Genomic DNA, 13,773 nt, shown 5'->3' on the forward strand with positions numbered 1-13,773 from the left:
ACGTGCCGAGGTCGGTAGAACTTACATGCCCAGGTCGGTAGTTGTTACATGCCGAGACCGGTCGAAGCAGCGCTGGCTGTACGTAGACCGCGCCGCATGCTCAGCTCTGCCCTCCGAGGACTTCCCACATACGACTTTCCAGGCTATTCGTGTGCAGGGTGTGGAGTGGGTGGTGGTTGTCGGTGTTGAGTGGGGGCTGTGGGAGTCGGGGGTGGGGTGGCCGGCCAGCCGCCGACGTCGTCCGGAAACGGCGTCATCATGCGCCGGTCCGTGTCTCTGGCAGACCCTGTTGACCGCACCCACAACCAGGAGACCCGTTATGGCCCCAGCACGCCTGTTCTTTGAGGGCGCGCCGGCAGGGTAGTCCTGGGAGAGTGAACGAGGCGTTCGGCTACAGCCCGGGACGCAGAACCATGGCCGACCCCGGCGACGCGCCCCCATCGGCCTGCAAACACGAAGTGCCGACCTCAGCACGTAACAACTACCGACCTCAGCACGTAAGATCTACCGATCTCGCGAGGGTGAGGTGTGGGCCTCGGGGCTGCCGACCCGGCCCTGCGGGGCACCTTCCCGGAAAGCGTCGGCGGCGCAGGGTCGTTGCCAACGGCTACCCCGCATCAGCAACTGGAACGGCGTACGCGCAGGGTCGGAGAGATCGAGTGGGCGGTACCCTCCTCGCCGTCGATGGCGCGCAGCAACACCTCCATGCACAGTACGCCGAGTTCATCGAAGGGTTGGCGCACCGTGGTCAGCGGCGGCGAGAAGAAGGCCGTGCCGGGCGTGTCATCGAAGCCGACGACAGCGACGTCCTCGGGCACGCGCACCCCTTGATCGCGCAGTGCCGCCAACATCCCGAGTGCCATTAGATCGTTGGCGCAGAAGACCGCATCGGGTAGGCCCCGCGTCACGATCTCGGCGCCCACCTCATAGCCCCGCTCGGAACTCCAGTCGCCGATCAGCATCGTCGGCGCCTCCCGGCCGGCGTCCTCCAGGGCGGAGCGCCAGCCGCGAGCGCGAGCCAGAGCGTCGTACCAGTCCGCCGGGCCGGCCAGATGCGCGATGGTGCTCCGGCCGAGCCCCAGCAGATGCCCCACCGCCATGCGCGCCCCCAGTTCCTGGTCGACGGAGACCACGTGTATGCGCCGGCTCGGAGCCAGGCCGTCGGCCACAACCACAAGCGGCACCGACCGGGCGACCCGTTCCGCGGCGGTGGCGATCCAGGTCTGCGGAGCGACGGCGATGACGCCGTCCACGCCGCGTTCCACGAAGAAGTCGAAGACCTCCCGGATCTCGTTGCCCGCATCGCCGGCCTCACGCTTGAGGGAGGTCACCAGGGTGGCGTACCCGGCCTGCCGGGCGGCGACCTCAATGGCGGCCGTGGTGGAGGCCGGTCCCTGGAAGTGGGATCCGGTGGTGACTACGCCGATCATGCGGGTGGAGTCGGTGACCAGGGCGCGGGCGGCCATGTTCGGGTGATAGCCGAGTTGGTTGATGGCGTTGCGGACCTTCGCCAGGGTCGCCGGGCGAACGGAGTCGGGCCGGTTGATGACGCGCGAGACGGTCTGGTGGGAGACCCCGGCCAGGCGGGCGACGTCCATCATTCCCGGACGGCGTCCCGCGGCCCCTGGTACCGCCCGGTCGGGCATGGCCGATCCGCCCGTCCCCCGGTTCAGTCCTCCTCCCACAGGCGCCAGGTGAAGGTGTGGGACTCACCCGCAGCCAGAGTGATCAGGTCCTGACCGGTGTTGAAGGCGTTGGGCGGACAGGTCATGGGTTCGATCGCAACTCCTCGGCGCTCCAGGTGCTCGCCGCTGTAGACCTGCACCCACGGGACGTCGGCGCCCATGAGCACGCTACGATCGCCCTCGCCGCCGGTCAGGCGCACCTGCCACTGGCCGGCAGGCAGGCCGGTGTAGGCGTTATCAGTGGCGGTGTCGCCCACCCGGCGTCCGGTGCGCCAGTCCCAGTCGGTGCCGGTCACGTCCCGCTGGCCCGTGGGCGCCATGTGGGCGTCGACGTCGAGTACGCGGTCAGCAGGGACCTGCAGCACGCATTCGTCCAGCGGTACCGAGCGGGTCAGGTACGGATGGCAGGAGACGCCGTAAGGGGCGGGTGCCGGAGCGCCGTCCTCGATCGGTGCGCCGACGACGCCGGCGGCCGAGGATACGGTGGCGCCGGCATTGGCGGCGGTGGTGGTCACGGTGAGTCCGGCCTCCGCGTCCAGTGCGTAGCGGACGGTGATGTCCAGGGCCCAGGGGTAGGCATAGGATGCGGGCAGGCTCAGAGCCAGGGCGACGGCGCTCGCCGATGCGTTGTCGGCCACCGCATCGTCGTCGGGACCGGGCCCTGCTACGACGGCGAAGTTCGTCCAGCCGACCAGCCCGTGCAGGGCCGCCCCGGTCTCAGGCTCATTGCTGGGCACCAGATAGTCCACGCCGCGATAGGTGTAGCGGGAGTCGGCGATGCGGTTGGGCCAGGGAATGAGCGTCTTGCCCTGCCAGGCACCGGGCAGGGCGGACTCGGCGTCGAAGGGGAGTACCAGGTCACGGCCCTGTCGACGCAAACTGACCAGGGTGGCTCCGGAGGCGGCGATGCGGGCCTCGTAGGCGCCCGCGCGCAGGTCGATGAGCTCTCCATTGAGCGAGGGGTGGTTCATGGTTGCTTCCGTAACTCTCGTGGGGACGTCGTCCCGGGGTAATCGCCGGTCGATTGTAGGTTAGCCGAGGCGGGGCGCTTCCTGACAGCCTGAGGAGACACCACGACGGAGGACCGCGGCCAGGCACGGCGCCGCGGCATCGGCACTGACGCAGCGCCATATGAGCCTCAAGCGATCTCATCTGGCGTTATGCTGTTAACATCCGAGGGCTGTCCGGCATGTGACTGCTCGGCGAACCGTCCGGCTCCCCGTCAAGGCACGGATTGTCCAGGTACCGCGCCCACGGCCACCAACAACCCTGAATCGACTCTGAGGAGCCTCCATGAGAAACCGCTTTATATCAGGACTCGCCGCACTCACACTACTGGTGGCGGGTTCGTTCACAATCTCACCCGCCCGCGCCGAGACCGACGACGCCCGCTCGGCAGCGGAGGAGGCCGAGGCGATCGCCGTGGATGTCGATGTTCTGGCACAGGATCTTGGGATCTCTGAGGATCTCGCCGAGGCCTGGGTGGATGGGCAACAGGAATTCGTCGATGCCGTTGACTACGCGATCGAGTACGCGGGCGATCAGTACTTCTCATCGGCCTGGACGCCCGATGAGCAGGAGCTCACCGGTTTCAAGGGATGGGTCTCCTTCAAGGGGGAGCCGCCTGCCGACGTCACCAGCGAATTCAGCTCCCTGCCCTTCCCCGTGGAGGTCAGGACCGATGCCGAGCACAGCGAGGCCGAACTCGAGGAGATCCGGCAGCAGGTCATGAGTGAGCTCTATGAGGCAGCCGACCTTGAGGGCCTGACCGGCGACTTCACCGACGATGGCGGCCTTGAGATCGAGTACGAAATGGCGGACTCCGAATCCACGTCCGACTCTGAGGAGTTCGAGGCACAGCTGAAGGAGATACTGGACGCGGCCCCCATTGAGGCCACCGCCGAGGAGGCCATGGACATCGAGCCGGTTGAGGAAGTAGTACGAGGCGGCACCACGATCAGCGGCTGCACACTCGGATTCACCGCCACTCGAGGACGCATGCGGGGCGCCATCACCGCAGGGCACTGCCCGAACCGGGCCGGCAGGCCCACAGGAAGCAACGCGAACCTCGGTTTTGTCCGTGAGCACATCGGGCGCTACGGCGACATCCAACTGCACTCGACAACCGACTCCACCCGCAACGAAGTGCGGATCTCAAGAAACGGAGCGGTTCGCAAAATCACCCGCACCGGGCAGGCCCTCAAGGGCATGGTGGTGTGCAACTACGGTCGTTCCCGCGCGTTCTCATCGTGCACACGGATCAGGAATGCGAACCACGCCTTCTACAGCTCAAATCGAGTGTACGTGGGACAGATGGTGCAGACCTCCGGCGCGTTCACCAACCCCGGCGACAGCGGAGGCCCGTGGTACATCGGCAACTCAGCGCTCGGTATCCACTTCGGCAAGTCCGGTGGGTACTCCACGTACACCAGGATCCATTCGGCTCAGATCGCGCTGAACGCCAAGGTCAAGACACGATGAGAGCCCTTGGAGCAATACAGTTCGCCACCATCGGACGCGCAGTGGCCCTGGTGGGAGCCACCCTGGCCTTGGCCCTGGGAGGATGCAGTATGAGCGACGACGGCGGCGACCCGCAGCCCGGCCCGGCGGCGTCGCAATCGCAGTTGCTCGTTTATGAGGCGTCCGAGGACCAGGGCTCTTCGGAAGCACTTTTCGAGGGACGACTCGCCATCGACGAGCGCAGCGGTTACGTGCACGGTGTCGGCGGTGAAGACGAGCGGCTGGGAATGATCTTCCCGGAAGGGACCGAGATCACCCCCGAAGGAACCGAGATTCGCCTACCCAGCGGCAGCACCATCCAGATCGGCTCTGATGTCTCACTGGGCGGCGGCTACACATCCACACCCAAGACGACCCCCCTGCCGGAACCCGGGTACGAGGAGTACTTCCTGGTGGAGGATGTCGTCGAGTGAGTTGCGTCCGCTGGCGGGCGGCCTTCCGGAAGGTCGGCGCCCCCCCCTTTAGGCGTCAAGTGCTGGTTTACGACCTTGGGGTGTGGTTTACGACCCCGGGGTGGTCGTGAATTGCACCCCGGGGTCGTGAATCGACATGCCGCCCCTGCTCACTGCCCGCCCAGGCCGGTGGTGGCGACGGCCTTGATGATCTGGCGCTGGAAGGCCATGAACAGGATCGTGAGCGGCAGTGCCGCGATCATGGCCGAGGCCATGGTCTGAGCGTAGATGGTGCCGTAGGCGTTCTTCACCGTCGACAGTCCCACCGGCAGGGTCATCAGGTCGGGGTTGTTGGTGACGATGAACGGCCACATGAAGTTGTTCCACGCACCGATGAAAACGAAGATCGCCACGGCGGTGACGATCGGCCGGGACACCGGCAGGATGACGTTCCAGAACAGGCGCCAATTGCCGGCGCCATCCACGCGGGCGGCATCCTCCAGTTCCTGGGGAACCTGATCGAAGTACTGCTTGAAGATGAACACCATCATCGGGGCGATGGTCTGCGGCAGGATCACCCCGGCGAAGGTGTCCACCGCGTTCAGCAGCACCATTTCCTTGAACAGGGGCACGATCAGGATCTGCCCGGGCACCATGATCAGGGCGATTGTCAGTGCCAGCAGGGCCTTACGTCCGCGGAAGATGGTGCGGGAGAAGGCGTAGCCGGCCAGGGCACTGATGATGACCGTGAGGATGGTGACCGCGGTGGCGATCAGGAAGGTGTTGCCCATCCAGGTGAACACCTCGCCGCGTGCGAATACGGTGCGGTAGTTCTCCAGGGTGAAGCCGCCGTCGGGAACCCACTGCAGCGGCAGTGACTGTGCCTGCACCTCGGTCTTGAAGGAGGTGTCGATTGCCCAGGCGAGCGGCAACAGCCAGGTGAGGGCGAACAGGCCCAGGATCAGGAAGGCGACCACGCGGGCCATCCGGCTGCGACCGAGCAGCAGGCCGCGGGTGCGGCGAATCTCCGCCTGGCGTTCGGCGCGGGCGCGTCGCCGCGCCGAACGCGGCAGAACCGGCTGGGGAAGCGACTGGGGCATGGATTCAGCGGTCATTGTTGGCGTCCTTCCGAGAGCGGGTCAGGAACCGGAAGGTGATGGTGATGACGATGATGACGACGAAGAAGATGTATGACATCGCCGAGGCGTAGCCCATGCGGTAGTTCGTGAAACCCGTGTCGTAGATGTACTGCAGGATGGGGCGGGTGGAGCCCTCCGGGCCGGAGCCGCCGGCGAAGGCGATGAACATCTGGTCGAAGATCTTCAGCGAGGCGATCACCTGCAGCGTGGCCACGAGCACCGTGGTGCCGCGCAACTGCGGCAAGGTGACAGACCACAGTTTGCGCCAGAAGCCGGCGCCGTCGACCTCAGCGGCCTCATAAAGCAGGTCCGGGATCGCCTGAAGGCTGGATAAGTACAGCAGGAAGTTGAAGCCCACGGTCCACCAGACGGTCAGGATCACCATGGACCACATGGCCACGTCCACGTCGCTGAGCCAGCCGACCTTGTCCAGCCCGAGCCGGCCCAGCCAGTAGTTGATGAAACCGACGTCGGAATTGAACAGCCAGGTCCAGATCTGCACGACGACGGCGACCGGCAGCAGGTAGGGGGCGAAGAATGACAGCCGCCAGAACCACTGGCCGGGGATGCCGATGTACACCAGCAGCGCCATGATCAGGGCGACGAGTACCAGCGGAATGGTGCTCATGAGGGTGAAGGCGATCGTGTGCCCCAGGGTGGACCACATGGTGGGGTCACCGAGTACCTCGGCGTAGTTCGCCGGCCCCACCCAGCCGCCATTGCCCATCAGGGACTGCTCGGTGAAGGACAGCCACAGACCGTAGACGATGGGGGCGATCAGAAACAGGAAGGCGACGATGAGGAAGGGAATGACGAAGGGCAGGCCGGAGCCGAGTCGCCTGGACACACGGGAGGGCGCCTGTACGCTCCGGCTCGCGCCGGCCCGATGACCGGTCCTCGTGGTGGAGGCCGTAGCCGGATCCGTGCCGGCTGCCGTATTCGCTGCGGTTCTAACAGTCATAGCGGGTCTCCTTTCACTCAGGCCGGCGGGTTCTGGGCGAGCATGCGGTCCAGCCGGTCGATGAGTCCGTCCACGGCCTGCTCCGGCGTGAGGGAGCCGGACAGCCAGCAGGACTGCATGACCTCCGCCACACGCGCCTGGAAGTCGGAGCCGGAACCGGTGAACCAGGCGGCGGGTTCGAAGACGGCCTGGTCGATGGCGTCGGCATAGTGGGACTGGGGCACAAGCTCGGCGTAGGCGGAGGATGAGGTGACCTCCACGTTCGCGGGAGTGTGTCCGCCGGCCGCCCAGTCGAGGGAGTTCTTGAGCATGCCGGCCACAACCTCGTAGGCCGCATCGCGCTTGGCCTCGTCCACAATCGTCTGGTGCGGGAGCACGAATACGTGGGAGTCGCCGAAGGTGGCGGGCGTACCGAACACATTCGGCATGGGCATGGCGTCCAGGGGCACGCCGGCGTTCAGGAAGGTCTGGTACTCCCAGTTGCCCATGAAGGTGATACCGGTGCGGCCGGTGGAGAAGGAGGCGATGGCGCCGCCGTAGTCCATGTTCGGATCGGCAATGGTGCCGTCGAGCATGTCCTTGATGAAGGCGGTGACCTTGACGGCGGCGTCTCGGTCGATCTGCGGTGACTGCCCCGGTATGAGGGTGCATTCGGCGCCGGTCTGGGCGTACAGGCCCCAGAACATGCGGGAGACCTGGGCGCCGTCGCCGGTGTAGCCGAAGGACATTCCCTGCCCGCCGGTGACCTCGGCCAGGCGGCGGCCGGCGTCGAGGAATCCCTCGGGGGAGTCCAGTCCGGTCAGGGTGCCGTCGGCGGCGAGCAGCCCGGCCTGGTCGCACAACTCGGTGTTGTAGAAGAGGATGAAGGCGTGGAAGTCCAGCGGGATGGCGTACAGCTGCCCGTCAACGAAGCACTTGTCCCAGAGCAGTTCGGGGAAGTCCTCCGGGGTGATGCCGTGTTCCGCCAGCCGGCCCAGATCCCAGGTGTCGAGTAGGCCGCCGGGGGCGTAGCCGGTCACCCGGGCGGCGTGCATGACGGCCAGGTCCGGGGAGCGTCCGCCCACTGAGGACATGGCAAGTTTCGTGTAGTAGGGGCCGCCCCAGGTGAGCACCACGGGGTCGATCTCAAGCTGCGGATTCTGCTGGCCGACGGTGTCCATCATGGCTTGGAAAACGCCGCCGTCACCGCCGGTGAACAGGTGCCACAGCTGCACCCGGGTGCGGTCCCCGGCCGAGGCCGAGGGGGCGCACCCACCCAGCGTGCCTGCAAACGTGCCTGTACCGGCCAGTGCGGCGCCCGAAAGCAGGGCCGCAGTCAGGAAGCGCCGCCTGGACGGCGACGGCCCCCGTGGGGGCGGTGGCAATGTACCAATTGGTTTACTCAACGTGACCTCCTTGTCAGTCGTGAGTGAGTGGTGCCCGCGGGTGGGGCGGTGCGTACGAGCTGTCGAGTCGCGCGCACCGCCCGGGTGCGGCGTCGGCGGCGGGTCGGGCGGTCCCGCCGCCGACGCTTCGGGTTCCTTTCTTTCAGGCGAGTTCGACCGCCAGCCAGGAGGCGGGCGGCAGCGTGGTGGTAAGCACACCATCGGCCAGCGCGACCTCGTGCGGGACGGGACGAACCCGGTCAGGGTCGGCGGCGGTGTTGACGGCGTCGAGGTCGTCCGGGGCGATGATCTGCGCCGTCTTGACGCGGCTCGCGCCCAGCGCCCCCAGCGCAGCGGTGACGTCGACCGAATCGGTCAGTGAGCGGTTCAGGGCCAGCAGGGAGCCGGCGGAGGTCTCCTCGTCCCAGGTGACCACGGCGTCGACAGCGTCAACCTCGCCGTAGCGCTCGGTGCCGGTGGCCGGGCTGGCGACGACGGCGTCGTAGGCCCGGCCGCGGGCGATACGGGAGGCGATGGCGAAGGGGTGGAAGGTGGTCTGCCGCCAGGCGCGTCCGCCCTTCTCGGTCATGATCGGGGCGATCACATTGACCAGCTGCGCCATGGAGGCGGCCTTGACGCGGTCGGCGTGGCGCAGCAGAGAGATGAGTAGGCCACCGACCACCAGGGCGTCGGCGCCGGTGTAGACGTCCTCAATGCGGGGGGCGGCCTCCGGCCAGTCGTCGGGGGCGAAGCCGTGCTCGATGGAGTTCCAGGCGCCCAGGCGCCACACGTTCCACTCGTCGACGCTGACCATGATCTTCTTGTTGGAGCGGTGCTTGGCGCCGACGGCGTCGGCGGTGGCGATCACCCCGTCGATGAAGCGGTCCAGGTCCACGCCGGCGGCGAGGAAGCTGGCCCGGTCCTGGGCGTCGGGATCGACGTAGCGGTGGAGGCTGATGTAGTCGACCTCGTCGTAGGCCAGGTCGAGGATGGTGCGCTCCCAGTCGCCGAAGGTGGGCATCTCCCAGGCGGCCGAGCCGCAGGCCACCAGTTCGAGGTCCTGGTCGACCATGTGCATGGCGCGGGCGGTGGACAGGGCCAGGTAGGCGTAGTCCTCGGCATTCTTGTGGCCGACCTGCCAGGGTCCGTCCATCTCGTTGCCCAGGCACCACATGCGCACGTTGTAGGGCGCCTGGTGGCCGTTGGTGCGGCGCATATTGGCATATTGGGTGTCGGCCTGCCCGTTGACGTAGTCCAATAGGTTGACGGCGTCGGTTTCGCCGCGGGTGCCGAGATTGATGGCCAGCATCGGCTCTATGCCGGCCTGGTCGCACCAGGTCATGAACTGGTCGGTGCCGAAGGTGTTGGGTTCGGTAGTGTGCCAGGCCAGTTCCAGCCGCCGGGGCCGGTCCTGGATGGGGCCGACGCCGTCCTCCCAGCGGTAGTTGGACACGAAGTTGCCACCGGGGTAGCGCACCGTGGTGACGCCGAGTTCGCGTACCAGTTCCATGACGTCCTGACGCAGGCCGTCGGCGTCGGCCGTGGGGTGGTCGGGTTCGAAGATGCCGGTGTAGACGCAACGCCCCATGTGCTCCACGAAGGAGCCGTACATGCGGGGCGAGATGCTGCCGATGGGGCGGTCGGCGTCGACCGAGATGCGGGCTGTCAAGGGGCTCTCCTTTGAGTGATTGGGTCCATCCAGTCGGCGGACGGTGCCGCCGCCTCGTGGCGTTGTCACCATGGTGAACCGCGACTTCAACGTTGTCAATACCTTCTCATCCCGTATCGCTGTCAGAGCCGTAAGGTGCTTCCAGTATTTTCCAGCACGAAAGACAATAGAACACCCTTCCCATGAAGCTCTCCATCCTTATGACATCGTTGAATGTGCGCCACAACACATCAAGAATGTAGTTCTGTATGCTGCCGCGCATGGCCGCCACACTCCTCGACGTCGCCGCCCTCGCGGGTGTCTCGGCGAAGACCGTCTCGCGGGTGGTCAACGGCGAGCCAGGGGTCTCCGCCGCAACCCGCGAGCGCGTGCTGAAGGCTGTGGCGCGCACCGGCTACTCCCCCAACACCTCCGCTCGTTCTCTGCGCACCGGCCGTACGAACGCCATCGGCCTGGCGGTGCCGGAGCTGAATCAACCCTTCTTCGCCGAGATCGCCGACCGCATCGCCGCCGAGGCCCGCCGCCACGAACTGGCAGTTGTGCTCGGGGTAACCGGTGAACGCGGCCAGGGCGAGGCGGAGTTCCTTGCGGAGCACCCCGACCTGGACGGCACCATCATGTACTGGCAGGGGATGGGGCCCGCGCAGATCGCCGCCGCGGCCGCGCGGCACCCGCTGGTTCTACTCGGGGAGCGCAGACACGAGGCCATGGACCGCGTAGCCATGGACAACGAGCGCGGTATCGATCTGGTCGTCTCTCACCTGCAGGCCCTCGGGCGTAGTCGCATCGCCGCGCTGGGCGTGGCCATACCGGGCCAGTGGACGCATGCGGCGGGCCTGACACGCACCGCGGCGTTGCGCACGGCCATGGCGAGGCACGGGCTCGAGCTCGGTGAGCGTCGCCTGGTCGCCTCCACCGAGTGGCGTCCCGTCGACGGCGCCGCCGCCGTGCGCGAGCTGCTGGAGCGCGGCATCGACTTCGACGCCGTGATCGGCTTCAACGACGGACTTGCGCTCGGCGCACTCCATGAACTGGCGGCGGCGGAGCTGCGAGTGCCGCAGGACGTGGCCGTCACGGGCATCGACAACCTTGAACTGGCTCGCTACTCCTCTCCGTCGCTTACCACCGTCTCGCCGAACCTGAGCACGTATGCCGCGGACGCCGTTTCACTGCTGCGCCGACGCATCGCCGTCCCGGATGCTCCCGCCCGCACCATCATTGAGGACGTGTCGCTGCTGGCCCGGGACTCCACCGTCGGAGGTGAGACACCGTGGCCGCGCAGGTGACCATGAGCGATGTCGCTCGACAGGCGGGCGTGTCCGCCAAGACCGTATCCAATGTGCTGCGGGGCGCGGCCGGCGCCTCCCCCGAAACGCGCCGCCGTGTCCTCAAGGCCGTCCAGATGCTCGGCTACCGGCTCAATCCCAACGCCTCGGCCCTGCGATCCGGACGCCGGGGGAACGTCACTCTGGCGATCCCCACCCTGCAGCAGCCGCTGTATGCGGCGCTGGCGCAGGCATTCATGCGGGCGGCCGCATATACGTCGGTCGTCCTGGAACTCACGCAGGCAGATGCACAGCAGGAGCGGGAGATTCTGACCGGCTCATGGACGCGACGATCCGATGCCGCGGTGCTGGTGCCCCAGGCGCTGGACCCGGCGTCATTGCCGGCAGGTGAGGTGTTCGTGTCCGCATCCACTGCACCCCTGGTAGTCATCGCCGATTCCGGCCCCGTGGGACTGCCGCGAATAAGCTGCCCGCCCGATGCGCAGGCGACACTTGTCGCCGCCCATCTGCGGTCGCTGGGCCGAATCCGCCCCGCCGTCGTCGGCGTCTCCAGTGCCGCCGACCACTGGACGCGCGCCTGTGTGCGAGGCCTGCGGGAGTCGGGACTGCGCGTCGACGACGATGCCGTCCTACGGGTCGGCTCTCCTGACGGGATGCTCGGCGGAGTTGAGGCGGTGGCCCGTCTGGCACACGCGGGGCTCCCCGTGGACGCGGTGGTGTGCCACAACGATGCGCTGGCCGCGGGTGCCGTGAGCGCGCTTCGACGACGCGGCGTACAGGTACCGCTAGATGTGGCCGTGATCGGCCGCGGGAACACCGACGCCGCCGCCTTTGCCACTCCGACGCTCACCAGCGTGGATCTGGATCTGCCGGCCATCGCCAGGGGGGCGTTATCGCTGCTCAGCATCGGAGCGGACGCGACTGACGGCGAGGACTCACTCGCACCGGACCTACGGGAGCCGCGACCATTGGAGACCGCCCCGACGCTGTCGGTGCGTGATTCCACGGTCGACGGCGTCGGAGCGGGCGTCCGTGCTGCGGGCGAACCCGCCGGCGAGTAGGGCCGGGTCAGCCTTGGGTGAGCCGGTAGTAGACCTGGTTGCCTCGCAGCTCTTGGACGAAGCCGCGGGTGGTGGTCGACTCATCGATGACGGCGAGTTCCATTCGGGCGATCTCGGCCAGGTCCTGCCACATCTCCAGGGTGGTGGCGGTGGTCATGACCGTGTGGTGGGCGGCGCCGGCCTGCATCCAGCACTCGGTAGAGGTGTAGAAGTCGGGGGCCGGCTCCCACACGGCGCGGGCGACGGGCAGCTTGGGCAGCGGCTCATCGGGGCCGACGATGTCGACGACGTTGGCGGTCAGGCGGAAGCGCTCGCGCATGTCGGACATGGCGACCACGAGTCCGGCGCCGGTGTCGGCGTCGAAGACGAGGCGCACGGGGTCCTCGCGGTTCCCGATGCCCAGCGGGTGGATCTCCAGGCGCGGCTTTGACTCGGTCAGCGAGGGGCAGATCTCCAGCATGTGGGCGCCAAGAATCTTCTCCTTACCGGGCGTCATCTCGTAGCAGTAGTCCTCCATGAGGGAGGCGCCGCCGCTCAGGCCGTGCCCCATGACCTTGGCGGCGCGCACGAGCAGGGCGGTCTTCCAGTCGCCCTCCGCGCCGAAGCCGTAGCCGTCGGCCATGAGCCGCTGGACGGCCAGGCCCGGCAGTTGGCGCAGCCCGCCGAGGTCCTCGAAGTTGGTGGTGAAGGCGGTGGCGCCGCGCTCTTGGAGGAAGCGACGCATGCCTGCTTCGATGCGGGCGCCGTAGCGCAGGGAGTCGTGGCGCTCACCGCCGGGCCGCAACTCCTCAACGATGTCGTAGGCGTCCAGGTACTCCTCAATGAGGGCGTCGATCTCGGCCTCGGTGACCGCGTCGACGACGGCGACGAGGTCGTTCACGCCCCAGGTGTTCACGCTGGCGCCCAGGCGCAGCTCGGCCTCGGTCTTGTCACCCTCGGTGACGGCGACGTTACGCATATTGTCGCCGAAGCGGACCAGGCGCGTGGTGTGCAGGGCGTCCCAGCCGGCGGCGGCGCGCGCCCAGGTGCCGATCTTGGCCTGTGTGGCCGCTTGGGTGGCGTGCCCGACGACGACCTTGCGGGGCTGGCTCAGGCGGGTGAGGATGTAGCCGAACTCGCGGTCGCCGTGGGCGGCCTGGTTGAGGTTCATATAGTCCATGTCGATGGTGGACCACGGCAGGGACTGCGAGTACTGGGTGTGCAACTGGACCAGGGGCTTGGACAGCGCGTCGATGCCACCGATCCACATCTTGGCCGGAGAGAAGGTGTGCATCCAGGCGATCACCCCGATGCAGGCATCCTCGGCGTTGGCGGCGAGCATGGCGGTGCGGATGGCGTCGCGGTCCTTCAGGACCGGCTTCCAGACGATGCGCACCGGGATGGCGTCCGCGGCGTCGAGCCAGGCTGCTACCTGCTGGGACTGGTCGGCTACCTGGACGAGGGTCTCCTCGCCGTAAAGGTCCTGGCTGCCGGTCAGGAACCAGATCTCCTTGCCTTCGAACGGGTTGGGCAGAGCGGCCATGAATCTTCTCCTTTGAATTGCGTTGATAGACGGTAAATTGAAAAGCGTTCAGGGGCGTCCCGCCCCTTGCCGGGGCGGCGACTCGGGGCGGGGCACCGGCTCGGGTGCGGCCGGGTTGATCAGTGTTGGCCGTAGACGTTCTGGTAGCGGTCGTTGAGACGGTCGATCAGGTCC

General features: G+C 67.3%; 11 protein-coding genes. 4 read left to right on the forward strand and 7 right to left on the reverse strand.

Translation table 11 applies throughout. The annotated features are described in order from the left end of the window. Positions 1–617 precede the first annotated feature (617 nt). Together Q4A20_RS12050 and Q4A20_RS12055 are read right to left on the reverse strand one after the other, a co-directional pair. The gene (locus tag Q4A20_RS12050; RefSeq protein WP_303123278.1) at positions 618–1,646 is read right to left on the reverse strand and encodes a LacI family DNA-binding transcriptional regulator; all 1,029 of its coding nucleotides are present in this window, start codon (positions 1,644–1,646) and stop codon (positions 618–620) included. Between the two features lie 23 nt (positions 1,647–1,669). Further along, entirely contained in the window at positions 1,670–2,656 is a 987-nt protein-coding gene (locus tag Q4A20_RS12055) for an aldose-1-epimerase (RefSeq protein WP_303123279.1), read from the reverse strand. A gap of 322 nt (positions 2,657–2,978) precedes the next feature. On the opposite strand from Q4A20_RS12055, the gene Q4A20_RS12060 reads away from it, so the two are divergent. Together Q4A20_RS12060 and Q4A20_RS12065 are read left to right on the forward strand one after the other, a co-directional pair. Continuing rightward, positions 2,979–4,166: a S1 family peptidase gene (locus tag Q4A20_RS12060; RefSeq protein ID WP_303123280.1), complete on the forward strand. Its 1,188-nt coding sequence runs from the start codon at positions 2,979–2,981 to the stop codon at positions 4,164–4,166. Next, complete coding sequence (locus tag Q4A20_RS12065; protein ID WP_303123281.1) at positions 4,163–4,618, forward strand: hypothetical protein; 456 nt, start codon at positions 4,163–4,165, stop codon at positions 4,616–4,618. Before Q4A20_RS12060 ends, Q4A20_RS12065 begins: the two co-directional genes overlap by 4 nt. 149 nt (positions 4,619–4,767) lie before the next feature. Here the strand turns inward: Q4A20_RS12065 and Q4A20_RS12070 are convergent, their stop codons facing one another. The 4 genes from Q4A20_RS12070 to Q4A20_RS12085 form a co-directional block, all read right to left on the reverse strand. Continuing rightward, positions 4,768–5,712 carry a carbohydrate ABC transporter permease gene (locus tag Q4A20_RS12070; RefSeq protein ID WP_303123283.1) on the reverse strand — a complete coding sequence of 315 codons (945 nt, stop codon included), beginning with the start codon at positions 5,710–5,712 and terminating at the stop codon, positions 4,768–4,770. Further along, positions 5,702–6,697, reverse strand: a complete 996-nt coding sequence (locus Q4A20_RS12075) for a carbohydrate ABC transporter permease (protein WP_303123284.1) — start codon at positions 6,695–6,697, stop codon at positions 5,702–5,704. The genes Q4A20_RS12070 and Q4A20_RS12075 overlap by 11 nt, the downstream gene beginning before the upstream one ends. Positions 6,698–6,714: 17 nt before the next feature. Beyond that, entirely contained in the window at positions 6,715–8,082 is a 1,368-nt protein-coding gene (locus Q4A20_RS12080) for an extracellular solute-binding protein (RefSeq protein WP_303123286.1), read from the reverse strand. A gap of 142 nt (positions 8,083–8,224) precedes the next feature. After that, positions 8,225–9,730 (reverse strand): alpha-N-arabinofuranosidase, encoded by a 1,506-nt coding sequence (locus Q4A20_RS12085; RefSeq protein ID WP_303123288.1) that lies wholly within the window; start codon positions 9,728–9,730, stop codon positions 8,225–8,227. A gap of 260 nt (positions 9,731–9,990) precedes the next feature. Between Q4A20_RS12085 and Q4A20_RS12090 the strand changes: the two genes are divergently transcribed. Together Q4A20_RS12090 and Q4A20_RS12095 are read left to right on the forward strand one after the other, a co-directional pair. Beyond that, positions 9,991–11,016 carry a LacI family DNA-binding transcriptional regulator gene (locus Q4A20_RS12090; protein WP_303123290.1) on the forward strand — a complete coding sequence of 342 codons (1,026 nt, stop codon included), beginning with the start codon at positions 9,991–9,993 and terminating at the stop codon, positions 11,014–11,016. 2 nt (positions 11,017–11,018) lie between these two features. Continuing rightward, positions 11,019–12,077 (forward strand): LacI family DNA-binding transcriptional regulator, encoded by a 1,059-nt coding sequence (locus Q4A20_RS12095; RefSeq protein WP_303123292.1) that lies wholly within the window; start codon positions 11,019–11,021, stop codon positions 12,075–12,077. Between the two features lie 7 nt (positions 12,078–12,084). Here Q4A20_RS12095 and araA read toward each other — a convergent pair whose 3' ends face one another. Then, positions 12,085–13,599, reverse strand: coding sequence for an L-arabinose isomerase (araA, locus tag Q4A20_RS12100; RefSeq protein WP_303123294.1), 1,515 nt, complete (start codon positions 13,597–13,599; stop codon positions 12,085–12,087). Positions 13,600–13,773: the final 174 nt, after the last annotated feature.

The organism is Actinomyces sp. (assembly GCF_030530635.1).
Lineage (GTDB): Bacteria > Actinomycetota > Actinomycetes > Actinomycetales > Actinomycetaceae > Actinomyces.